This is a genomic window from Sanguibacter suaedae (genome assembly GCF_016342785.1).
In the GTDB taxonomy this organism is placed as follows: Bacteria; Actinomycetota; Actinomycetes; order Actinomycetales; family Cellulomonadaceae; genus Sanguibacter; species Sanguibacter suaedae.
The window spans coordinates 42,355-64,854 of sequence record NZ_JAEINH010000007.1; the positions used below are offsets into that span (position 1 = coordinate 42,355).

At 72.1% G+C, this 22,500-nt stretch carries 17 protein-coding genes; 7 read left to right on the plus strand and 10 right to left on the minus strand.

Annotated features, from left to right (window positions below; genetic code table 11):
• Positions 1 to 153: 153 nt before the first annotated feature.
• Complete coding sequence (gene gnd, locus JAV76_RS09700; protein WP_198733851.1) at positions 154 to 1,590, plus strand: NADP-dependent phosphogluconate dehydrogenase; 1,437 nt, start codon at positions 154 to 156, stop codon at positions 1,588 to 1,590.
• The gene (locus JAV76_RS09705) at positions 1,587 to 2,870 is read left to right on the plus strand and encodes a carboxylate--amine ligase (protein ID WP_198733852.1); all 1,284 of its coding nucleotides are present in this window, start codon (positions 1,587 to 1,589) and stop codon (positions 2,868 to 2,870) included. Before gnd ends, JAV76_RS09705 begins: the two co-directional genes overlap by 4 nt.
• Before the next feature lie 72 nt (positions 2,871 to 2,942).
• Here JAV76_RS09705 and JAV76_RS09710 read toward each other — a convergent pair whose 3' ends face one another.
• From JAV76_RS09710 to JAV76_RS09720, 3 genes are read right to left on the minus strand one after another with little or no spacing between them, the layout of a single operon-like run.
• Entirely contained in the window at positions 2,943 to 3,428 is a 486-nt protein-coding gene (locus JAV76_RS09710; protein ID WP_198733853.1) for a hypothetical protein, read from the minus strand.
• Positions 3,429 to 3,433: 5 nt separating this feature from the next.
• Positions 3,434 to 4,261 (minus strand): dihydrofolate reductase family protein, encoded by an 828-nt coding sequence (locus JAV76_RS09715; RefSeq protein WP_307844134.1) that lies wholly within the window; start codon positions 4,259 to 4,261, stop codon positions 3,434 to 3,436.
• A complete protein-coding gene (locus JAV76_RS09720; RefSeq protein WP_198733854.1) occupies positions 4,258 to 4,746 on the minus strand; it encodes a SufE family protein in 489 nt (162 codons plus the stop codon). The genes JAV76_RS09715 and JAV76_RS09720 overlap by 4 nt, the downstream gene beginning before the upstream one ends.
• Before the next feature lie 39 nt (positions 4,747 to 4,785).
• On the opposite strand from JAV76_RS09720, the gene zapE reads away from it, so the two are divergent.
• Positions 4,786 to 5,823 carry a cell division protein ZapE gene (zapE, locus tag JAV76_RS09725; RefSeq protein WP_198733855.1) on the plus strand — a complete coding sequence of 346 codons (1,038 nt, stop codon included), beginning with the start codon at positions 4,786 to 4,788 and terminating at the stop codon, positions 5,821 to 5,823.
• A 30-nt stretch (positions 5,824 to 5,853) separates the two neighbouring features.
• Here zapE and JAV76_RS09730 read toward each other — a convergent pair whose 3' ends face one another.
• From JAV76_RS09730 to glgX, 4 genes are read right to left on the minus strand one after another with little or no spacing between them, the layout of a single operon-like run.
• On the minus strand, positions 5,854 to 6,729 hold the full coding sequence (locus tag JAV76_RS09730; RefSeq protein WP_198733856.1) for a polyphosphate kinase 2 family protein: 876 nt from the start codon (positions 6,727 to 6,729) through the stop codon (positions 5,854 to 5,856).
• Positions 6,730 to 6,753: 24 nt separating this feature from the next.
• Positions 6,754 to 8,592 carry a malto-oligosyltrehalose trehalohydrolase gene (gene treZ / locus JAV76_RS09735; RefSeq protein ID WP_198733857.1) on the minus strand — a complete coding sequence of 613 codons (1,839 nt, stop codon included), beginning with the start codon at positions 8,590 to 8,592 and terminating at the stop codon, positions 6,754 to 6,756.
• Positions 8,589 to 11,132: a malto-oligosyltrehalose synthase gene (treY, locus tag JAV76_RS09740; protein ID WP_198733858.1), complete on the minus strand. Its 2,544-nt coding sequence runs from the start codon at positions 11,130 to 11,132 to the stop codon at positions 8,589 to 8,591. The genes treZ and treY overlap by 4 nt, the downstream gene beginning before the upstream one ends.
• 48 nt (positions 11,133 to 11,180) lie before the next feature.
• Complete coding sequence (glgX, locus tag JAV76_RS09745) at positions 11,181 to 13,346, minus strand: glycogen debranching protein GlgX (protein ID WP_198733859.1); 2,166 nt, start codon at positions 13,344 to 13,346, stop codon at positions 11,181 to 11,183.
• Between the two features lie 138 nt (positions 13,347 to 13,484).
• Here glgX and JAV76_RS09750 point away from each other — a divergent pair, with 138 nt between their 5' ends.
• From JAV76_RS09750 to JAV76_RS09765, 4 genes are all read left to right on the plus strand, one after another.
• The gene (locus JAV76_RS09750; RefSeq protein WP_198733860.1) at positions 13,485 to 13,712 is read left to right on the plus strand and encodes a hypothetical protein; all 228 of its coding nucleotides are present in this window, start codon (positions 13,485 to 13,487) and stop codon (positions 13,710 to 13,712) included.
• A gap of 76 nt (positions 13,713 to 13,788) precedes the next feature.
• On the plus strand, positions 13,789 to 14,343 hold the full coding sequence (locus tag JAV76_RS09755; protein ID WP_198733861.1) for a gluconokinase: 555 nt from the start codon (positions 13,789 to 13,791) through the stop codon (positions 14,341 to 14,343).
• Between the two features lie 47 nt (positions 14,344 to 14,390).
• Positions 14,391 to 15,776, plus strand: a complete 1,386-nt coding sequence (locus tag JAV76_RS09760) for a GntP family permease (RefSeq protein ID WP_198733862.1) — start codon at positions 14,391 to 14,393, stop codon at positions 15,774 to 15,776.
• Positions 15,777 to 15,831: 55 nt separating this feature from the next.
• The gene (locus JAV76_RS09765) at positions 15,832 to 17,148 is read left to right on the plus strand and encodes a DUF2254 domain-containing protein (RefSeq protein WP_198733863.1); all 1,317 of its coding nucleotides are present in this window, start codon (positions 15,832 to 15,834) and stop codon (positions 17,146 to 17,148) included.
• A gap of 124 nt (positions 17,149 to 17,272) precedes the next feature.
• Here JAV76_RS09765 and JAV76_RS09770 read toward each other — a convergent pair whose 3' ends face one another.
• From JAV76_RS09770 to JAV76_RS09780, 3 genes are all read right to left on the minus strand, one after another.
• A complete protein-coding gene (locus JAV76_RS09770; protein ID WP_198733864.1) occupies positions 17,273 to 17,809 on the minus strand; it encodes a hypothetical protein in 537 nt (178 codons plus the stop codon).
• Positions 17,810 to 17,910: 101 nt separating this feature from the next.
• Positions 17,911 to 20,196, minus strand: coding sequence for an exo-beta-d-1,3/1,6-glucosidase (locus JAV76_RS09775; RefSeq protein ID WP_198733865.1), 2,286 nt, complete (start codon positions 20,194 to 20,196; stop codon positions 17,911 to 17,913).
• 125 nt (positions 20,197 to 20,321) lie between these two features.
• Positions 20,322 to 22,376: a DEAD/DEAH box helicase gene (locus tag JAV76_RS09780; protein ID WP_198733965.1), complete on the minus strand. Its 2,055-nt coding sequence runs from the start codon at positions 22,374 to 22,376 to the stop codon at positions 20,322 to 20,324.
• Positions 22,377 to 22,500: the final 124 nt, after the last annotated feature.

The window sequence follows — 22,500 nt, forward strand, 5'->3', positions numbered from 1 at the left end:
GGAGCAGACTACGTGCGGGTCCCGCCATCTGAGCGGTACGGCGCGCGGACCGGTGCGATTCGAGATGATCGCACTAGGGTTGGGCGGGTATCCGCCCCCCTGCACGGGCGCCGTCGTGCGCGTGCACCCTCCGCGACCAAGGAGAACTCCAGAATGTCCGAACTCGCACAGATCGGCGTCACCGGTCTGGCTGTCATGGGCCGCAACCTGGCGCGCAACTTCGCGCGGCACGGGTACACGGTCGCCGTGCACAACAGGTCCTTCGCGAAGACGGAGTCGCTCGTCGCCGACCACGGTGACGACGGGACGTTCCTGCCGTCGGAGTCGATGGCGGACTTCGTCGCGTCGATCGAGCGCCCGCGCAAGGTCGTCGTCATGGTCAAGGCCGGCGGCCCGACCGACGCCGTCATCGACGAGCTCATCCCCCTGCTCGAGGAGGGGGACATCGTCATCGACGCCGGAAACGCGCACTTCCCCGACACGCGACGGCGCGAGGAGCGCCTCAGGGAGCACGGCCTGCACTTCGTCGGTTCGGGCGTGTCCGGCGGTGAGGAGGGCGCCCTCAACGGGCCGTCCATCATGCCGGGTGGATCCGCCGAGTCGTACGTGACGCTCGGCCCGATCCTCGAGGACATCTCCGCCAAGGTCGACGGCGTGCCGTGCTGCACGTACGTGGGGCCGGACGGTGCCGGTCACTTCGTGAAGATGGTCCACAACGGCATCGAGTACGCCGACATGCAGCTCATCGCCGAGGCCTACGACCTCCTCAAGCAGGGCCTGGGCGCCTCCGCAGCGGAGATCGGCCAGATCTTCGCCGAGTGGAACACCGGCGACCTCGAGTCGTTCCTCATCGAGATCACGGCGGACGTCCTCCAGCACGTCGACGCCGAGACGGGCAGCGCGTTCGTCGACGTCATCCTCGACCGTGCCGAGCAGAAGGGCACCGGTCGCTGGACCGTGCAGAACGGCCTCGACCTCGGGGTGCCCATCACCGGCATCGCGGAGGCGACCTTCGCGCGCGCCCTCTCCGGGTCGGTCCCGCAGCGCACCGCGGCCGCAGGCGTGCTGCGTGCCGAGGCCGGCGCCTGGGACGTCACCGATCGTGACGCGTTCGTCGAGGACGTTCGCCTCGCCCTCTACGCGTCGAAGGTGGTCGCCTACTCGCAGGGGTTCGACCAGATCGCCGCCGCCTCCGAGGAGTTCGGCTGGGACATCGACCGCGGGGCCATGGCTCGCATCTGGCGCGGCGGCTGCATCATCCGTGCGCGCTTCCTCAACCGCATCACCGAGGCCTACGAGCGCGACGCGGACCTGCCGCTCCTCCTCGCCGACCCGTACTTCACCGAGTCGGTCGGCAACGGCGTCCCCGCGTGGCGCCGCATCGTGTCGCTCGCGGCGCTGAACGGCGTGCCCACGCCGGCGTTCTCGTCGTCGCTCGCCTACTACGACGGTGTCCGTGCCGACCGCCTGCCCGCGGCGCTCGTCCAGGCACAGCGCGACTTCTTCGGGGCGCACACGTACCAGCGCGTCGACAAGCCCGGTGTCTTCCACACCGAGTGGTCCCTCGACCGCACGGAGACCGCACAGTGACCCACGGCTCTCCCGCCTCCGGTGCTGCGCCCACGAGCGCGGCACCGGAGGGGCTCCTCCCCGTCATCCTCGGCGCCGACATCGGCGTCTACGCCCTCGCCCGGTCCTTCCACGAGGCCTACGGCGTCCGGTCGATCGTCGTCAGCGGCGCCGCCCTCGGGCCCATCGCCGACTCCGCGATCATCGACAACTCGCTCGTCGAGAACGGTCACGACCCGCGTCAGCTCGTCGACCGGCTCCTCGAGGTCGCCCGCCAGCACCCCGGGCGCAGGCTCGTGCTCCTGGCGAACTCTGACTGGCTGGTGCGCGTCGTCGTCCAGCACCGCGCCGAGCTCGAGCCGTTCTACGTCGTGCCGTTCCTGTCCGCCGAGCTCCTGGACCGGATCTCCGACAAGGCGACCTTCGCGGAGATCTGCACGGAGCTGGGCATCAGCGTGCCCCGGACGATCGTCCAGGACTTCGCCCGGGCGTCCGAGCCCGGCTGGGCCCCGGTGCCGGTCGACGTCCCCTACCCGCTCATCGCGAAGGCGGCGAGCAGCGCCGACTACCAGGACGTCGAGTTCGAGGGCAAGAAGAAGGTCTTCGAGATCGGCACGCCCGAGGAGCTCGACGCCCTGTGGGTGTCGCTGCGCGAGGCGGGCTTCACCGGGCGGTTCGTCGTCCAGGAGCTCGTCCCCGGGGACGACACGCAGATGCGGTCGATCACCGCGTACGTCGACAGCCGTGGTTCCATCACGATGATGTGCTCCGCGCACGTGCTCCTCGAGGAGCACACCCCCTCCGGGCTCGGGAACCCCGCCGCGATGGTCACCCGACGCTTCGACGGGATGCTCGCGCAGGCACGTACCTTCCTCGAGGCCACGGGCTACGTGGGGTTCGCGAACTTCGACGTGAAGGTCGACCCGCGTGACGGGTCGTTCCGGTTCTTCGAGGTGAACCCGCGCATCGGGCGCAACAACTACTACGTGACCGCGGCCGGTGGGAACCCCGTGCGCTTCCTCGTCGAGGACCGGGTCCTCGGGAACGCGGTCGACCCCGTGGTGGTCGACGAGGAGATCCTCTACTCCATCCTCCCGAGCAAGCTCCTGCTCCACTACGTCGTCGACCCGCAGCTGCGGGCCGACGTCGAGGGACTCATCAAGGCGCGCCGGGTGGTCCACCCGCTGCGGTACGCCAAGGACGGGTCCATCAAGCGCCGCATGTACGTCACCGCCGCGCTGCTCAACCAGGTGAAGAAGTTCCGCACCTACTACCCGAACCCCACGAGCACGGGGTTCTGACGCGCACGTCGTCCTGACGAGCGCGAGGGGCGGCACCCTGCACGGGTGCCGCCCCTCGCGCGTCCCAGCGGCTCAGCCGAGGGTGCTCGTCCGTGTGTACAGGTGCAGCACCGGTACGTGGAGCTCCTCCCGGGCGCGCGACGCCCAGTCGCGGCGGAACGTGTCCTCGAGCGCGTGGGGGTACGTCACCACGACGATCTCCCGGACGCTGCCGGCGGCGACCGCCGTCCGCAGGGCAGGCAGCGGGTCGTCCTCCACGACGGTCCCGCTCGCCACGGCGCCCACGGACTGGAACTCGGCGATCGACCCCGCGAGCTGCTCGGAGGCCTCTGCGCGGGCCTCCCGCTCGGACGGCTCGCCGCTCGTCGCGTCCTCCCACGCCTCCTTGAGCTGCCATGAGGCGAGGTGGTCGATGATCGAGCCGAGCATGCTCCGTTCGGTGTCCGCGGGGACGAGCACCCGGTAGTCGAGCTCGTCGTCGGGGTGGAGCCCCACGATGTGCTGCACGTCGGAGGAGTCGAGGGTGTCTTCGGTCAGTACGAGGATGGTCTCCGTCACATCACTCACCCTACCGGCGACGTCCCGTCCGTGCGGAGGTTCCACCGCGCCAGCAGCACGCCGTCGGCGTGCAGCAGGTGCTCGAGCCGCGCCTCCCGCGCGGGGGAGAGGACCTCCGACCCCGACACGGCCCGGGGTGACGGCCCGCCGACGACCGTCGGCGCCGTGGACAGGCACAGCTCGTCCACGAGGTCCTCCTCGAGCATGCTCGACAGCAGCCCGGGGCCACCCTCGCACAGCACCCGGCGCAGACCGTGGTCCGCGAGGGCGGCGAGGGCCGTCGCGAGGTCCACGTCGTCCTCACCGGCCACCACCACGCGGTCCTCCCGCACGTGCTCCACGGCACGCACCGCACCGGACCGCGTCGTCACGACCCACACGGGACCGGCACCGTCCGGTCGTGCAGCAGCGTCGGCAAGCCGTTCCGGCACCCCGCCGGACCCAGTGACGACCGCAACCGCGAGGGGAGCGGAACCCACCGTGCGCTCGCGGAGCCCGACGAGGTCGGTCGGCGCGGACAGCGCCGTGTACCCCTCCGACCGGGCGGTCCCCGCACCGACGAGCACGACGTCGGCCAGGGCCCGCATCACACGGAACGCCCGCCAGTCGGCAGGACCGTTGATGGACCCCGACCGGCCGTCGGCGCCCGCGACGGCCCCGTCGACGGTCGAGATCATGTTCGCCCGCACCCACGGACGGGACGGGGAGCCGGTCGGGTATCCGTAGAGGCGCGCGAGCGCCGGTTCGCCGGGCTCCGGCGCGAGCACGCTCTCCCCGCCCGACGCGCCCGACCGGTCGACGAGGACCTCGGCCACGGGCAGGTCGACCGTCACGACGCGCGGCCGTCGTCGAGGCGCTCCCGGACCTGCCTCTGCACCCTGCCGAGCAGCGACGTCATCCCCGCCACCCGCAACGGGCTCACCAGCTCTGGGAGACCCAACCGTGCCGGCAGGTCGGCCGGGACCGCGAGGACCTCGGACGCGTCCATGCCCTCGAGCCCCTCGGTGAGGACGCCGGCGAACCCGCGCGTCGTGGGCGCCTCCTTCGGCGCGGACACGTGCAGGGTGACGCGCCCGGAGCTCGGCGGGTCGGCCGGCTCGAGCTCGACGGCGACGAACACCGGCGACTGGCACTCCACCACCTGTTCCATGAGACCGGTGTCGGAGGCGTACGGCTCGGGCACGGCGCGGACGCTCGCCCCGAGCTCGACGAGCATCTCGAGGCGCTGCGCCGCGGGCAGCGCCTCGAGGTCCTCGGCGATCTCCGCGAGGACCGGGGGGAGCGGGACGTCGGACGGGGGAGGAGTGGTGAGTGACACAACCCCACCCTAGGCCGTGCGCCGGTAGGCTCGACCGTTGTGAACGCCCCACCCAGGCACCTGACCGACGTCCACCCCAGCGTCCCGCCCGAGCGACTCCTCGCCGACCTCGTCCCGCCCCGCCACTTCGCGGACGCGTCCTTCGGGTCGTACCGGCCGGACCCCGCGCACCCGAGCCAGCAGGCGACCGTCGACAGGCTCGTCGAGGTCGCCGCCACGCTCGACGCGGAGCAGGGCGGATGGCGCCGCCGCCTCGGGCTCGCGTCACGCACCACGCCCCCCGCGATCTACCTCGACGGCGGCTTCGGCGTCGGCAAGACCCACCTGCTCACGTCGCTCGCCCACGCCGTCGGCACACGGTCGAGCTCCTACGGCACCTTCGTCGAGTACACCAACCTCGTCGGCGCCCTCGGGTTCGCCCGGACCGTCGACGCGCTCGCCTCCAAGCGGCTCGTGTGCATCGACGAGTTCGAGCTCGACGACCCGGGTGACACCGTGCTCATGTCCCGGCTCCTGCGTGAGCTCGCCGACCGGGGCGTCGCGCTCGCGGCGACGTCGAACACGCTCCCGGACTCGCTGGGGGAGGGGCGCTTCGCGGCCGAGGACTTCCTCCGTGAGATCCAGGCGCTGGCGGCCCGCTTCGAGGTGCTCCGCGTCGACGGCGACGACTACCGCCACCGGGCTGCGGTGACGGGGGCCCAGGGGCTCGAGGACCGTGAGGTGGCGGAGGTCGTCGACGGTCGGGACGGGGCGGCGCTCGACGACTTCGACGCCCTCCTGAGCCACCTGTCGCAGGTCCACCCGAGCCGGTACGGGGCCCTGCTCGACGGTGTCGACCTCCTGGGCCTCATCGGTGTGCATCCCGTCACGGAGCAGTCGACCGCGCTGCGCCTGGTGGTCCTCGTGGACCGCCTCTACGACCGGGACGTGCCGGTCCTCCTCGGCGGCTCCGGGGGGACGGACCTGTTCACCGAGGAGATGCTCGCGGGCGGGTACCGGAAGAAGTACTACCGTGCGCTGTCGAGGCTCGGGTCGCTCGCGGAGGACGGGCGGCGCCTGGTCTCGTCGCCGGCCTGACCGCGGTCGCGAGGCGCCGGTCCGGGTGGCTCAGGACGCGGCCAGACGCGCCTTCTCGTGCTCGACGTCGAACTCGGCGCGCGGCCATCCGAGGTCGAGGTCCTCGAAGGTGTCGAGGAGGAGCTGCGAGATGGCCAGTCGCGCGTACCACTTGCGATCGGCGGGGACCACGTGCCACGGGGCGACGTCGGTGCTCGTCCGGTCGAGGACGGCCTGGTACGCCTCCTGGTACCGGGGCCACTCGAGCCGCGCGTCGATGTCGCTCGGGTCGTACTTCCAGTGCTTGTCCGGACGCTCCAGGCGCTTCGCGAGGCGTTCGCGCTGCTCGTCGAGCGACACGAAGAGCGCGGCCTTGACGATCCTCGTGCCGGAGGCGGCGACCTCCTCCTCGAAGGCGTTGATCTCGTCGTAGCGCTGCGACCACTCGGACTCGGGCACGAGCTCCTTGACGCGGACGATGAGGACGTCCTCGTAGTGCGACCGGTCGAAGACGCCCAGGTAGCCGGGCTCCGGCAGCGCCCGCCGCACGCGCCACAGGTAGTGCTGCGACCGTTCCTCCTCGGTGGGTGCGCCGAACGCGTGGTGCTGCACACCCTGGGGGTCGACGAGCCCGACGACGTGCCGCACGATCCCACCCTTGCCGGCGGTGTCCATGCCCTGCAGGACGAGCAGCACGGAGCGGTCGCCACCCGTGCGCCCGTCCGCGAAGAGGCGTTCCTGGAGCTCGGACAGGCGGTCGCCGTGCGCGGACAGCAGGGCCTTGCCGGCGGACTTCCCGGCCGTCCAGCCGGGGGTCGAGCGCCGGTCGAGGCCTGCGAGGTCGAACCCGGGGCGGACGCGGAGCGCCGCGGCGGGGCTCGTCTCCCAGACGGCCGACGTAGGTGACTGCTCCGGTCGTCCGGGCATGGGTCCTCCTGAGGGGGTGGGGTGTCAGGTATGGGTGGGCTCGCGGTACACCGCGACGCCCCGTGCGGGGACCTCGACGTGGATCTCAGCGTCCTGGGCGCCGGGCCCGTCCGTCGGGCGGACGGTGACGTCGCCCCACCCGGCGAGCAGCGTCGTCCCTGCCGGACCCGCGAGCGCCGTGGCCGTGGTCCCGAGATTCAGCACGACGCGCACGGCACCGCGGCGCAGGACGAGCACCTGGCCGTCGGAGTCGCTGTCGAGGGTGCAGGCATCGAGGTCTCCCGATGCGATGTCCGGGTCCTCGCGTCGCAGCCGGACCAGGGTGCGGTACCAGTCGAGGAGCCGCGCGTGGCGCGGGTGGTCGAGCTCGTGCCAGTCGAGGACGCTCGCGTCGCGCGTGGCCGGGTCCTGCGGGTCGGGGACCTCGAAGCCCTCGGGGTAGAGGGCGTCCCAGCCGTGACCCGAGAACTCGCGGGTCCGTCCCTCGGTGACGGCGCGGCCGAGGTCGGCGTCGGCGAAGTCGGTGAAGTACCGCCAGTCGGTGCGTGCACCCCACTCCTCGCCCATGAAGAGCATCGGGGTGAAGGGGGACAGGAGCACGAGGGCCGCGGAGGCGGCGAGGCCCCCGTCGTCGAGGTGCGCCGACGGCCGGTCGCCGCGCGCCCGGTTGCCCACCTGGTCGTGGTCCTGCGAGAAGACGACGAATCGACGAGCGTCGATGCCACGGGGGACGGGGTGGCCCCACGGCTCGCCGCGGAAGGTGGACATCGACCCGTCGTGGACGAAGACCCCGGTGAGGGCCTTGCGCAGGACGTCCACCGAGCCGAAGTCCACGTAGTAGCCGTGCTGCTCGCCGGTCATGAAGGCGTGGATCGCGTGGTGTACGTCGTCCGCCCACTGCGCGGTCATGCCACGCCCGCCGTCGGTCACCGCGGTGACCGTCGCGGGGTCGTTCTCGTCCGACTCCGCCACGAGGCTCAGCGGCCGACTCACCTCGCGGGAGAGCCCAGCGACGGCGTCGGACAGCTCGGCGAGGACGTGCGTCGGGGAGTCGTCCACGAGGGCGTGGACGGCATCGAGGCGCAGCGCGTCGACGTGGAAGTCCCGGAGCCAGCGCAGGGCGTTGTCCACGATCCATCGACGGACCTCGAAGGACCCCTCGGCATCGAGGTTCACCGCTGAACCCCACGGCGTGCTGTGGGTGTCCGTGAAGTACGGCCCCATCTCGGCGAGGTAGTTGCCGGTCGGACCGAGGTGGTTGTAGACGACGTCGAGCGCGACACCCAGGCCTGCGGCGTGCGCGGCGTCGACGAAGCGCTGGAGCGCCTCGGGTCCGCCGTACGCCTCGTGGACCGCGTACAGCGCGACACCGTCGTACCCCCATCCGTGGCGCCCCTCGAAGGCGGCCAGCGGCATGAGCTCGACGACGTCCACGCCGAGGTCGACGAGATGTCCGAGCCTGCCGGTCGCGGCGTCGAGGGTGCCCTCCTCGGTGAACGTCCCCACGTGGAGCTCGTAGACGACACCCCCGAGGAGAGGCGTGCCGTTCCACGTCTCGTCGGTCCACTCGAAGGCGTCGGTGTCGAACACCTCGCTCGGGCCGTGGACGCCGAGCGGCTGCCGGGGCGAGCGCGGGTCCGGCCGGGCTGGTCCGCCGTCGACGGAGAACCCGTAGCGGGTCCCGGGGGCGAGCTCGTGGTCGCCGGTCCACCATCCGTCGCCCAGCCCGGGAGCGGGAGCCGGGGTGAGCGCGACGCGGACGTCGTCCTCCGTGAAGCCCGCCGCGTCGACGGGGGGCAGGACGACGTCGACACGTTGCGCGGACGGCGCCCAGACGCTGGGGCGGTACGGGGTCTGTGTCATGAGCTCTCCTCGGGGACGAACAGGGCGACCGGCAGGTCCTCGAGCAGCGGGGCGACGGGCTGGTGCCCGCCGTCGACGCTGCGGCCGGTGAGGACGTCCTGCCAGCGCCCCTCCGGAAGCATCACGGTGTGGGTCCCCCACCCGCCGAGCCGCTCGAGCTCGCCGGCGGTGCGGGTCGAGAGGGTCACGACGCGGGACGCGTCGTCCTCGGTGCGCGTGAACGCCAGGGTGCAGCCCGAGGAGACCGCGAGCGGCCGGTAGCCGGCCCCGGACCCGACGAACGTCTCCGGGTGCGCCCGGCGCACGCGAAGCGCCCGGGACGTCACGAGGAGCTTCTCCTCGCCGAGGGTGCGCGGTGACGCCCCGCCGTCGAGGCGTTCGAGACGTTCCGCGAGGTCGGTGGCGTCCACGGGCCGCCGGTTGTCCGGGTCGACGAGGGTGGGCTCGAAGGACTCGGAGCCCTGGTAGACGTCCGCGACGCCGGGCATCGTGAGCTGGACGAGCTTGATGCCGAGGCTCGCCGCCCGCACGGCCGGGGCGGTGCGCTCGGCCCACCCGCCGAGGAGCTCCAGGACCACGGGGTCCTCCAGGGCGTGCGTGGCGAGACCGGTGACGGCCGACTCGTACGCCTCGTCGGGAGAGGTCCACGACGTCCGTGTCTTCGCCTCGCGGGTCGCCTTGGTGAGGTACGCGGTGAGCCGCTCGGCGCTGATGGGTCCGTCCTCGGACCAGGTGCCCACGAGGGTCTGCCACAGGAGGTACTCGGTGCGCCCGTCGAGCAGCGTGGAGCGGACGCGCGCCGTGTGCCTGCGGAGCGCGTCCACGAGGTCCGCCCACTCGTCGGCGTACTCGGAGAGCACCCCGAGGCGCGCCCGGGTGTCCTCGTTGCGCTTGGTGTCGTGCGTGGACCCGGTCGTGAGCGCCACCGGCGTCTGGGACCCGAGGCGCTCCGCGAACGCGTGGAACGCGTCGGTGCTCACGGCGAAGTGCCCGGGCTCCCCACCGACCTCGCAGAGCGACGTGAGGTGCGTCCACCGGTAGAAGGCCGTGTCCTCGACGCCCTTGGCCATGACGGCCCCGCACACCTGCTGGAAGCGCACGACGAGCTCGTCCCGCCGGGCCTCGCGGCGTCGGCCGGCGCTGCCGACCTCGTGGCCGAGGAGGAGCTCGACGAGGACGTCGAACGTCTCCTGCCGCTCCGCGTCGACGCGTCGCCGGGCGATCTCGGCTGCCTCGTGGAGCGCGGCCACGCTCTCCCGCCGTGTCTCGGTGCCCGGCACCACGTATGCCCGGTAGCGGTCGAAGGCGACGAGGAGCTCGGCGAGGCACTCGCCGAGAGCCCGCCACGTGTGGTCCCGCAGGCGGGGGTCGTCCCGGCAGATCGCCGCGGCGAGGTCGGTGAGGCGGTGGACCTCGGCGTAGAGAGGGCCCTCGACGATCTCCCGCTTGGACGCCTCGACGAGACCGGGCAGCCCGTCGCCCTCGTCGCCGGTCACCCGGTGCATGACGCTCGCGAGGCGGGACTCGCCGCGCGGCTCGAGGAACGTCGACTGCAGCCTCCACAGGCCCTCGTACCCCGTGGTGCCCACGGTCTCCCAGTCCCGGGGGAGCTGCTCCTCCCCGGCGAGGATCTTCTCCACCGCGACCCACACCCCGCCGGACGTCTCGGCGAGCCGCGACAGGTAGCCCGAGGGGTCGGCGAGGCCGTCCGGGTGGTCGATGCGCAGGCCGTCGACGACGCCCTGCTCGACGAGCTCGAGGATGAGGGCGTGCGTGGCGTCGAACACGTCGTCGTCCTCGACGCGGATCGCGGCGAGGGTGCCGACGTCGAAGAACCGGCGGTAGTTCAGCTCCTCGTCGCCCACGCGCCAGTGGGCGAGCCGGTAGTGCTGGCGGTCGACGAGCTCCGTGAGCGGCAGCGACTCCGTGCCGGCCCGGACGGGGAAGACGTGGTCGTAGTAGCGCAGGACGGTGACGTCGGTCCCGTGGCCGGGGACGTCGCAGACGTCGAGGGCGAGCTCACCGGAGGCGAGGACCTCGCCGATGCGGCTGCCGAGCACCGGCATGAGCAGGGCGCCGTCACCGCCCGACCAGTCGACGTCGAACCATGCGGCGTAGGGGGAGTCGGGGCCGGTCTCGAGGACCGACCACAGGGCCGCGTTGTGCCACGCGGGGGTGGGGACCGCCATGTGGTTCGGCACGATGTCGAGCACGATGCCCAGCCCGGCGGCGCGGGCCCGGGCGGAGAGGCGCTCGAGGCCCTCCCGGCCGCCCAGGACCGCGCTCACCGTCGTGTGGTCGACGACGTCGTACCCGTGCGTCGATCCTGGCGCCGCCGTGAGGATCGGTGACAGGTACAGGTGCGTCACCCCGAGCGACGCGTAGTAGTCGACGCGCGCGGCCGCGTCGTCGAACGTCAGGTCCGCCCCGAGCTGCAACCGGTACGTGGAGACGGGCACCGTCCGGCCCGGTGCGGGGTAGCGGCGGGGCGAGGCGACCGCCCCGCCGTGCTCGGGGTGGTCGGGGTGGTCGTGCGCCATGGGGGTTCCTTCGAGGTGTCGCGGACGGTGGGGTGGTGCCTGGCGCTGCTAGTCGCCCAGCGGCGACCTCGCGAGGAGCACCATGCTGCGCCCGGACACGCAGATCGTCTCGCCGGCGGTGACGGTGCGCGACGCGACCGTCGGGAGCTCGACGGGGGTGGGTGCGGCGATCGAGGGCGACTCGTCGAGCGGCGGGTCGGCGGTGTCGAAGACGATCGCCCACTCGGACCCGAAGCGCTCGTCCGGGACGGTGAAGTCGAGCTCGTCGCGGTGCGCGTTGAAGAAGATCAGGAAGCTGTCGTCGACGATCCGCTCGCCGCGCATGTCGGGCTCGTGGATGGCCTCGCCGTTGAGGAAGACGGCGACGGACCGCGCGTAGCCCTCGTTCCAGGCGTCGTCCTGCATGTGCTCGCCGTCGACGTTGAGCCACGCGATGTCGCCGAGCTCCCCGTCGGACCAGTCGTGGTCCCCGGCGAAGAACCTGCGGCGCCGCAGGACGGGGTGCCGCAGCCTGAGGTGGACGAGCTGCTGGGCGAAGCGCAGGAGCTCGGCGTTCTCCGTGCTGAGGTCCCAGTCCATCCACGCCAGCTCGTTGTCCTGGCAGTAGACGTTGTTGTTCCCGCGCTGGGTGCGGCCGATCTCGTCGCCGTGGGCGATCATCGGGACACCCTGGGACAGCAGGAGGGTCGCGAGGACGTTGCGCTGCTGGCGGCGCCGCAGGGCGTTGACCTCGGGGTCGTCCGTGGGGCCTTCCGCGCCGCAGTTCCACGAGCGGTTGTGGCTCTCCCCGTCGTTGTTGTCCTCACCGTTGGCCGCGTTGTGCTTCTCGTTGTACGAGACGAGGTCGGCGAGGGTGAAGCCGTCGTGGGCGATGACGAAGTTGATCGACGAGATGGGCTTGCGGCCGGTGTGCTCGTAGAGGTCCGAGGACCCGGAGATGCGGCTCGCGAACTCGGCGAGGGTGGCGGGCTCGCCGCGCCAGAAGTCACGGACGGTGTCCCGGTACTTGCCGTTCCACTCGCTCCACAGCGACGGGAAGCCGCCCACCTGGTAGCCGCCGTCCCCGAGATCCCACGGCTCGGCGATGAGCTTGACCTGGCTGACGACCGGGTCCTGGTGGACGAGGTCGAAGAACGCCGAGAGGCGGTCGACCTCGTGGAACTGGCGGGCCAGGGTCGACGCGAGGTCGAACCGGAACCCGTCGACGTGCATCTCGGTGACCCAGTAGCGCAGGGAGTCCATGATGAGCTGCAGCACGTGCGGGTGGCGCATGAGCAGGGAGTTGCCGGTGCCCGTGGTGTCGAAGTAGTGCTCCTGGGCATCGTCGACGAGCCGGTAGTACGCGGCGTTGTCGATGCCCCGGAAGCTCAGGGTGGGGCCCAGGTGGTTCCCCTCGGCGGTGTGGTTGTACACGACGTCGAGGATGACCTCGATGTTCGCCTCGTGGAGGGCCTTGACGAGGAGCTTGAACTCCTGCACCTGCTGGCCGGCGGTCCCGGACGACGCGTAGCCGTTGTGCGGCGCGAAGAACCCGATGGTGTTGTAGCCCCAGTAGTTCGACAGGCCCTTCTCGACGAGCGTGGAGTCGTTGACGAACTGGTGCACGGGCATGAGCTCGACGGCCGTGACCCCGAGCTCGGTGAGGTGCGCGATGACCGCGGGGTGCGCCATGCCGGCGTAGGTGCCCCGCAGCTCCTCGGGGACGTCCGGGTGCTGCTGCGTCATGCCGCGCACGTGCGCCTCGTAGATCACGGACTCGTGGTACTCGTGGTTCGGCGGACGGTCGTGGCCCCAGTCGAAGAACGGGTTGACGACCACGGACATCATCGTGTGACCGGCCGAGTCGTCGTCGTTGCGCACCTCGGGGGAGCCGAACGTGTAGGAGAAGAGGCTCTGGTCCCCGTCGACCGCACCGTCGATCGCCTTCGCGTAGGGGTCGAGGAGCAGCTTGGACGGGTTGCACCGGTGGCCGTGCTCGGGGTCGTAGGGTCCGTGCACCCGGAATCCGTAGTGCTGTCCGGGCTGCACCGAGGGCAGGTAGGCGTGCCAGACGAACGAGTCGACCTCGACGAGGTCGATGCGGGTCTCCTCGCCGGTCTCGTCGAAGAGGCAGAGCTCGATGCGCTCGGCCACCTCCGAGAAGATCGCGAAGTTCGTTCCGCTGCCGTCGAAGGTCGCGCCGAGGGGGTAGGGGGCTCCAGGCCAGATCTGCATGCAGAAAGACTGCCCCACGAACGGGCTCCCGTCATCCGCGCGAGCCCGCGGCCCGAGGCCGGGCGGACGCCCCAGGCGTCCCGGCTCGCGTCGTCCCGGTCCTCTGGCAGGAACACGCAGAGTTTGGTGGGATGAGGCATGACCACCGACGAACCCGCCCCGGACGCACCCCGTCGCCGCGGTGCCACACCCCAGCCCGAGCGCCGTGACGCCCGGTACTACGACGAGGACCGCCCCGGGATGGGCGACGTCCTGACCGGGGGCGACGCGACGCGCGCTCCCCGCTCCCTGCGCGAGAGCGAGCGGCGCGCGAAGGACGGCAAGATCCTCGCGGGCGACGACTGGGACAACCCCGAGGACATCTGAACGTGTCCGACGTCACAGCACCCGGGGCGATGCCCGTGCAGTCGCGGGCGACCCACCCCGCCGCCATGATGTGAGCATGGCTCCCGACGACGCGACCGCCCGGCCCCAGCAGGACGACGAGATCCAGCACCTCGTCGTCATGGGGGTCTCGGGGTCCGGCAAGACGACCCTGGCGACCAACCTGTCCGAGCGGCTCGGGTGGCCCGTCGCCGAGGCGGACACCTTCCACCCGCCCGAGAACATCGCCAAGATGACGGCCGGCACACCCCTCACCGACGAGGACCGCTGGCCCTGGCTCGACGCCATCCGCGACTGGCTCACCAGCCAGGCGCAGACCGGCAGGAGCACCATCGTCACCTGCTCCGCGCTGCGCCGTGCCTACCGGGACGTCCTCGGCGACGCGCAGGGCCGCGTCCGCTTCCTCCACGTCACCGCGGCGCCCGAGGTCATCGGCGAGCGGCTGTCCCGGCGCAGCGGCCACTTCATGCCCCCCACGCTCCTGCCGTCCCAGCTGAGCACCCTCGAACCCCTCACGGACGACGAGGACGGGACGACGCTCGCCGTCGACGTCCCCCCGGACGTCGTCATGGACCGTGCCCTCGAGGCGCTCGGACTCACGACCGAGAGCTGACGGAGCGCGGCAGCTCCTCCACCACCCCACCGAGCCAGGAGACACCGATGCCCCCCGAGGACTGGACCCAGACCCTCACCGCAGGACCCCTGCTCGCGATCGCCGCCGGTGCGATCGTCGTGCTCCTGGTCCTCATCATCAAGCTCAGGCTCCACGCGTTCCTCGCACTGATCCTCGTCTCCGTGCTCACGGCATTCGCCGCGCGGATCCCCCCGTCCGCCGTCATCGACGTCATCACCACCGGGTTCGGCACGACGCTCGGCTCCGTCGCGCTCCTCGTCGGCCTCGGGGCCATGCTCGGGCGGATGGTCGAGACCTCCGGCGGGGCGAAGGTCATGGCCGACACCCTCGTCTCCCGCTTCGGGGAGGACAGGGCGCCCCTCGCCCTCGGCGTCGCGTCCCTGATCTTCGGCTTCCCCATCTTCTTCGACGCAGGCCTCGTCGTCATGCTCCCCATCGTGTTCGCCGTCGCACGGCGCCTGGGCGCCGGGGTCCTCACCTACGGCCTGCCCGTCGCCGGCGCCTTCTCCGTGATGCACATCTTCGTGCCACCCCACCCGGGCCCCGTCGCCGCGTCGGAGCTCCTCGGCGCGGAGCCCGGTGTCGTCATCCTCCTCGGTCTCGTCGTCGCGATCCCCACCTGGTACGTGACCTCCTACCTCTACGGCGTCTGGGCAGGACGCCGGTGGGTGCTGCCCGTCCCCGAGATCCTCGGGAAGACCGACGACGAGGACGCTCCCCCCAACCCCCCGTCCTTCGGGACGGTCCTCGCGCTCCTCCTGCTGCCGCTCGTCCTGATCTTCGTCAACACCGGTCTCGACCTCCTCGGCACCGCCGGGACGGTCGACGAGGACGCCACCTGGTTCGCCGTCGGCCGCGCGCTCGGCTCCACGCCCGTCGCACTCCTCGTCGCCGTCCTCGTCGCCGCCTGGGTCCTCGGCCGACGTCGCGGACGCGACAAGAACGTCATCGAGAAGCTCCTCGACTCCTCCCTCGGCCCCGTGGCCTCCGTCATCCTCATCACCGGGGCCGGTGGCATGTTCGGAGCGGTCCTGCGGGCCTCGGGCATCGGCGACGCGCTCGCGGACGTCCTCGGCGACCTCGGCGTCCCGGTCATCGTCGCCGGCTTCCTCATCGCCACCATCCTGCGCGTCGCACAGGGGTCGGCGACCGTCGCGCTCATCACCGCGGCCGGGCTCATCGAGCCGGCCGTCGCCGCCGGGGACTTCAACGGCTTCCAGCTCGCCTCGATCGTCATCGCCGTCGCGGCCGGGTCGGTCATGGCGTCGCACGTCAACGACTCGGGCTTCTGGCTCGTGGGCCGGTTCTTCGACATGGACGTCAAGACGACGTTGAAGACGTGGACCGTCCTCGAGACCCTCATCGGCCTCATGGGCTTCGCGATCGCCGGGCTCGTCTATCTCGTCGCATGACCGGCGCGGGACGACGGAGCGCACGGTGGGTGTGAGGGGTTCTGCGGGCCCGAGCGTGGAGCGAGGTCGTGCGGAGCTGTGGACCTGGCCCGCGGCGGCGGCGGTTGCGGCTGCGCTGACGGTGCCGCTCCTCACGCACATCGAGGCGCCCGCGGGCTCCGTGCTGGCCCGCATCGTGTGGCCGGGCGACGTCGCTGCTGCGGCGAGCCTCATGCAGACCGTCGCGACCGCGGCCATGAGCATCGTCTCGCTGACCTTCTCCCTCACCGTGGTCGCGCTCCAGCTCGCGTCGCAGCAGTTCTCGCCGCGCCTGCTGCGCGACTTCACGAGGGACAGGGTCACCAAGGCGGTCCTCGCCGTCCTCGTCGCGACCTTCGTGTTCGCCGTGCTCGTCCTGCGGTCGCTGCGCGAGGAGGACGACGTCCCTGTCCTGGCGGTAGGTGTGACCATCCTGCTGGCGTTCGGGTCGCTCGCCGCGGTGCTCGGGTTCATCACCCACATCACGAGGAAGCTCAGGGTGGACACGATGATGCTCACGGTCCACGGCGAGGCACGCGCCGCGATCCGTGCGTTCTACCCCGCGTACGGGTCGGGCGCCGCACGCTCGCCCGGTGCCGCGGAGCAGATCGACGGTGCGTGGACGTTGCTGCCGGCGCGGAGCAGCGGGTTCGTCCGCTCCGTGAGCGTGGACGACCTCGTGTCGGCGGCCGTCGAGCACGACTGTCTGGTGCGGGTCGTGGCGAGGCCGGGGGACCACGTGGTGCAGGGCACCCTCCTCGCCGCCGTCCGTCTCGGCGCGGGACACGACGCGCCCGAGGACCTCTCGCGTCGGGTCGTCGGCGCCGTCGCGCTCGGCTACGAGCGGACGGTCGAGCAGGACGCCGCGTTCGGCTTCCGCCAGCTCGTGGACATCGCGGTCCGCGCCTTGTCCCCGGGGGTGAACGACCCGGTGACCGCCATGCACTGCCTCGGTCACCTCACGGACCTGCTCGTCGAGCTCACGGGACGCAGGCTCGGTCCCACGCTGCACGAGGACGACGAGGGCCGAGGCAGGGCGGTCGTCGAGGACAGGGACCTGCGCTACTACCTCGATCTCGCGTGCGGGCAGGTTCGTCGCTACGGGCGACAGGAGCCGACGGTGCTCGTCGGACTCCTGAGGATGCTCCGCGACGTCGGTCTCGCCACGCGGGACGACGAGCAGCGCGCCGAGGTCCTGCACCAGGTCGGCCTGGTGCTCGACGTCGTCCCGGACGCGTACCTGCCGGTCGAACGCGAGCAGCTCGGTCAGGTCGCCGAGCAGGTGCGGGCAGCGGTCCGTCAGGACCCCCTCGCGGCCTTCCTCGACCGGAGCGGCGAGACCCGCTCCGTCTGATCCGCGCGGCTCCCGTGGGATCCGCCCGGCGACGGACGGGCCCTGAGGGCACGGACGGACGGGCCGTGAGGGGCACGTGGCTCCATCACGGCCCGTCCTGGTGGGCGTATCGGCCGTCGTGCGGTCAGCGGCCGTGGAGCCTGCCGCCGAGGGGACGCTGCTGCTCTCCCTGCTGCGCGGCGAGGACGATGAGGACGCCGGTGAGCGCGGGGATGGCCCACTGGAGCGCCTTCTGCTTCTCCTGCGCCGCGGTGAGCTCGGCGGAGGAGGAGCGTGACGCCTCGGTCGCGCCGGGCGCTCCCTCGTCGGCGTGCTCGTGCTGAGTCTTGCCGACGCCACCTGCGTAGAGGGTGGTGGCTGCCGCTGCGACGGTGAGCAGGCCCTTGACGACGGTGTTGGTGCGGGCGCCCTCCTGGTGCTCGAGGCGCTTGGCGTTCCCGGCGATGAGACCGATGCTGCCGAGCGTGTGCAGACCGACCGACGCGACGACGACGGGGGTCCAGCGGGCCCAGCCCTTCGCGGCGAGGGCCACGCGCTCCTGGGGGTCCTTGGCCGCCGCGGCCGCGCCGTTGAGCCCGACGGCGCCCATGAGGGAACCTCCGAACCAGGACGCGAGCCCGATGTCGTGCATGCTTCGGACGAGGGTGTGGCGTGCTGACATGACAACCTCCGGTGGTGGGGACGACGTACCACCCCACTCTCGGTGGGCTCGTCCCGACCGGCAACCGGGGCGCCCTGCACGGGCGCCCCGGCCGCACCGGGTCAGTCGACGACGGTGAAGGTGGCGCGCTGCAGCACCTCGTCCCGCGACGAGGGCCCGACGAGGAGCTCGAAGTCACCTGCCTCGACGACGCGGCGCCCCTCGGCGTCGACGAGCGTGCAGTCCGCGACGGGCAGCTCGAGCTCGACGGTCCGACGCTCGCCCGGGGCGAGCTCGACCTGGCGGTGCGCCTTGAGCTCCTTGGTGGCCCACGTGACGGTCGCGACGACGTCGTGGACGTACACCTGGACGGTCTCGAGGGACGGCCGGGCGCCCGTGTTGTGGAGCGTGACCTCGGCCCTCACCGTGTCCCCCCGGCCGACGGTCGTCTCGAGGACGCGCAGGTCGGAGTAGTCGACGGTGGTGTAGCTCAGGCCCTCGCCGAAGGCGAAGGGCCGCCGCTGCGTGAGGTCCGCGTAGCGGGTCCCGTGCTGCCCGGGCAGCTCGTTGTAGTACACGGGCAGCTGCCCGGCGTGCTGGGCGAACGAGATGGGCAGGCGTCCTGACGGCTCGACGAGCCCGAGGACCATCTCCGCGAGGGCGCGTCCGCCTGCCATGCCGGGGTTGGCCGCCCAGACGATGGCCGCGGCGGAGTGCGCGGACGGCGGGAGCACGAGGGGCTTGGACGCGACGACCACGACGACCATGGGCGTGCCGGTCGCGGCGAGGGCGTCGAGCAGGGCGACCTGACCGCCGAGGAGGTCGAGGGTGGCGGTGGAGCGGCCCTCGCCGACGAGCTCGATGCGGTCCCCGACGACGGCGACCACGTAGTCGGCGGCCTCCGCGGCGGCGACGGCCTCGGCGATCAGCTCGGGGTCCGGGTCGACGGGGACGGCGACGGCGGGGCGCGGCTGCCCGTCGGGGAAGAACTCTCCCTCGGGGTCCTTGCCGACGCTGATGATGTCGGCACCGCGGGCGTGCGTGACGGTCCAGTCGGACGGGACGTGGTCGCGGAACCCGTCGAGGACGGTCGTGGTGAGCTCGCGGGGGTGGCCGTCCGGGAGCCAGTCGGCCTGCCCGGAGCTGCCCGCCCAGTCGCCGAGCTGGGTGTGCTGGTCGTCGGCGTTGGGACCGACGACGGCGACGGTGCGCGGCGCGGGACCGCCGGCGGCACGCCCGTCGGGTCCGGCGACGAGCCCGCCGTCGAGCGGCAGCGTCCCGTCGTTGGTGAGGAGCACCAGGGAGCGGCGGGCGACCTCGAGGTTGAGCTCCGCGTGCTCGGCGGAGCCGATGACGGTGGCCTGGGCGGCGGGGTCGGGGTGGCGCGGGTCCTCGAAGAGGCCGAGCTCCATCTTCACGGTGAGGATGCGGGCGACGGCGGCGTCGATGGCCGACTCGTCGAGCATGCCTCGGCGCACGGCGTCCTGGGCGCCCTCGAAGAACGAGGGGGTGGTCATGACCATGTCGTTGCCGGCGCGGACCGCGGCCGCGGCGGCGTGGGTGTGGTCGGGCTGGATGTGCTGCTCCCACACCATGCGGCCGACGTTGTCCCAGTCGGTGACGAGCATCCCCGTGTAGCCCCACTCGCCGCGCAGGACGTCGCCGAGGAGCCACTCGTTGATGGTGATGGGCACCCCGTCCATGGACTGGTAGCCGAGCATGAACGTGCGGCAGCCCTCGCGGGCGACGCGCTCGAAGGGCGGCAGGAACCAGGAGCGGAGCTTGCGCCGGGAGATGTCCGCCTCGGTGGCGTCCCGGCCGCCCTGGGTCTCGGAGTACCCGGCGAAGTGCTTGGCGGTCGCGAGGATGGCCGTGGGGTCGTCGAGGCCGTCGCCCTGGTACCCGCGGACCATTGCGGAGGCGAGCTCGCCGATGAGGTAGGGGTCCTCGCCGAACGTCTCGCTCACGCGCCCCCACCGCAGGTCACGGGCGATGCAGAGCACGGGGGAGAAGGTCCAGTGGACGCCGGTGGGGACGACCTCGCGAGCTGTCGCGCGGGCGACGCGCTCCACGAGCTCGGCGTCCCAGGTGGCCGCCATGCCCAGCTGTGTGGGGTAGATGGTGGCGCCCTCCCAGAAGGAGTGCCCGTGGATGCAGTCCTCACCGACGAGGAGAGGGATCTGCAGGCGTGTGCGCGCCGTGGCGGCGTGCGCCTCGCGGACGCGCTCGGGGGAGGCGTGGAGGATGGACCCGACGTGCATGTCCTGCACGAGGTGCTCGACGCCGTCCTGCGCGGTGAGCTGGAGCATCTGGCCCACCTTCTCCTCGAGCGTCATGCGCTCGACGAGGTCGGCGACGCGGTCGGCGACGGGGAGTCCTGCGTCCTTGTAGGGGAGCGGGGCGTTCATGCGGAGTCCTTCCGTGGGAGCGCTGCCACAGTGCGGCGCCGGTGCGGTTCTCGAAACGATTCGAGACGAGCGTACCCGGGAAGGGCGCAGGCCGGAAGGGACGGCCCGCGATCCCCTCCGACGGCTCAGACGACGGTGTCGTGGTCCAGCGCGTCGGTGAGCAGGCCGGCGAGGGCGTCGAGCTGGACGGTCGTCGACGCGTCGCTGTCGTCCTCGCTGGCCCCGTCGAGCGCGCGTGCCGCCAGGCCCGACTTGCTGTCGATGAGCTCGGCGATCCTCGGGTCGATCGTCTGTGCGGCGACGATCCGCCACGCGGTGACGGGCTCGTCCTGGCCGATCCGGTGGATGCGGTCGATCGCCTGGGTCTGCTCGGCGAACGTCCAGGACAGCTCGGCGAGCACGAGGTTCGACGCGACCTGGAGGTTGAGGCCGACCCCGGCAGCGGTCAGGGAGCACACCACGATCGACACGTCCGGGTCGTCCGTGAAGGCCGCGATGTTCTTCTCGCGGGCCTTGGAGGTCTGGTCGCCGCGGATCGAGGCGTAGCGGATGCCGCGCTCGGCGAACACCTGCTCGGCGTGGTCCATGACGTCGACGTGCTTGGCGAAGAACACGACCTTCCCGACGCTGCGGGCCAGCTGGGCGGCGTAGTCGGCCGCCAGGCCCGCCTTCGCCTGGCCGATCCGACGCACCATGGTGAACACGTTCTCGCCCTTGGCCTTCGAGGTCGAGTCCTTGAGCTCCGCGGCCGCGACACGGCGGACGAGCTCGTGGTCGACCCCGTCGGCGGCGACGTCGCCGCGCATCTCCAGAGCGGTCCGGTATCGCTGGACGAGCCGCTCGACGAGCGCGGCCTCGGCCGCGCGCACGGACCGGCCGGCCGCCCCGTCGAGCTCGACGACGAGGTCCGCGACGCGGCGTGCCGGGATGTCGGCGACGACGTCGCTCTTGCGGCGGCGCACGATGCCCATCTCGGTCACGCTGGTCCGCGCGGCGGCGGAGAAGCCCGGGTCGGCTGGCGTGAGGCCCGTGTCCTCGAGCGCGGACCGCAGCCTGCCCAGCGGGACCGTGTCGTCGATCCAGCCGAGGAACTGCCAGATCGCCCGGAAGTCCTCGATGTCGTTGATCAGCGGGGTGCCTGTCAGCGCCATGAGCAGCGGCTTGCCGACGCGGGTCCGGATCCGCTCGGACAGGGCGAGGACGTGCTGGGAGCGTTGCGAGGTCCTGTTCTTGATGAAGTGCGCCTCGTCGACGATCATGCCGCGGAAGCCCAGCTCGCCGAGCCACCCGACGTGGCGGTCCAGGAGCTCGTAGTTGACGATCACGACGTCCGCGAAGCCGTCCATCCGGTCGCCGTCCCCGTGGACCACCGTGGACCGGCGTGACGGCGTCCACAGCGCCACCTCGTTGGCCCAGTTCGCCTTGACGACGTTGGGCACCACGACGAGCAGCGGGTACGCGTCGGCGGCCTGGGCCGCCAGGAGGGCCTGCGCCGTCTTGCCGAGACCTGGCTCGTCGGCGAGCAGGAACGTGTGGTGACCGCGCGCCGCCGCCGTGACGACCTGGGCCTGGTGCGGCATCACGTCCCGGCCGCGCGGCACGGACACCGGCCCGGGGGCCGGCAGCGCCATGCACGCGGGTGATCCCGGCGTGGCCCGCTCGAAGGACCGGAACAGCGGCTCGAGGAGCTCCCAGCCTGCCAGGCGTCCGGCCCGTGCCGCGGTCCGCTCGGCCGCGGCCTCGTAGTCGGGGGCCAGGAACGGGTTGGCCATCTGGCGCGAGACGACGGAGCGCGGCACCACCTGAGTGGATGCGCCCGCCTGTGGTGGGGTCGGCTCCGCAGGTGCCGGGGCCTCCTCGGGCTCGGGCGGCTCCAGGCCGCCGGCGCGCATCACCGATGCCCTGTATGCACGTGCTGCGTCGGAGACCCGGGCGTCGTCGGCGAGGAGCTCGAGCAGCGAGGTGTCCCGGGCCGCGGTCCGGGCCAGCATCGTCGCGATGCCGTCGAGGCGCTTGAGCACCTCGGCGCGTCGGGCCGTGCTCAGGCTGTCGTCGGAGGTCGCACGCGCCTTCTCCTCGCGCACGAGGAGCGCGACGACCTGGAACTTCGTGCGCACCCCCGGACGCGTGGAGGTCCGCTGCACGGCGTCGTCGACCTCGCGAGCGACGTCGGCGAGCACGGAGACCAGGTCCTGCCGGGTGCGGCGCGGGGCGCGTCGGCGCTGGGCCCCGCCACCCTTGATGGCGGCACCCTTGGCGCCCGAGCTCTTGGAACCGGCACCCTTGGCGCCCGAGCTCTTGGAA

Coding starts and splice junctions, on each gene's coding strand:
- JAV76_RS09750 (WP_198733860.1), top strand. CDS start 13,485: ATGACCACCGACGAACCCGCCCCGGACGCACCCCGTCGCCGCGGTGCC.
- treY (WP_198733858.1), bottom strand. CDS start 11,132: ATGGCGCACGACCACCCCGACCACCCCGAGCACGGCGGGGCGGTCGCC.
- JAV76_RS09730 (WP_198733856.1), bottom strand. CDS start 6,729: ATGCCCGGACGACCGGAGCAGTCACCTACGTCGGCCGTCTGGGAGACG.
- JAV76_RS09755 (WP_198733861.1), top strand. CDS start 13,789: ATGGCTCCCGACGACGCGACCGCCCGGCCCCAGCAGGACGACGAGATC.
- gnd (WP_198733851.1), top strand. CDS start 154: ATGTCCGAACTCGCACAGATCGGCGTCACCGGTCTGGCTGTCATGGGC.
- glgX (WP_198733859.1), bottom strand. CDS start 13,346: ATGCAGATCTGGCCTGGAGCCCCCTACCCCCTCGGCGCGACCTTCGAC.
- JAV76_RS09775 (WP_198733865.1), bottom strand. CDS start 20,196: ATGAACGCCCCGCTCCCCTACAAGGACGCAGGACTCCCCGTCGCCGAC.
- JAV76_RS09770 (WP_198733864.1), bottom strand. CDS start 17,809: ATGTCAGCACGCCACACCCTCGTCCGAAGCATGCACGACATCGGGCTC.
- JAV76_RS09760 (WP_198733862.1), top strand. CDS start 14,391: ATGCCCCCCGAGGACTGGACCCAGACCCTCACCGCAGGACCCCTGCTC.
- treZ (WP_198733857.1), bottom strand. CDS start 8,592: ATGACACAGACCCCGTACCGCCCCAGCGTCTGGGCGCCGTCCGCGCAA.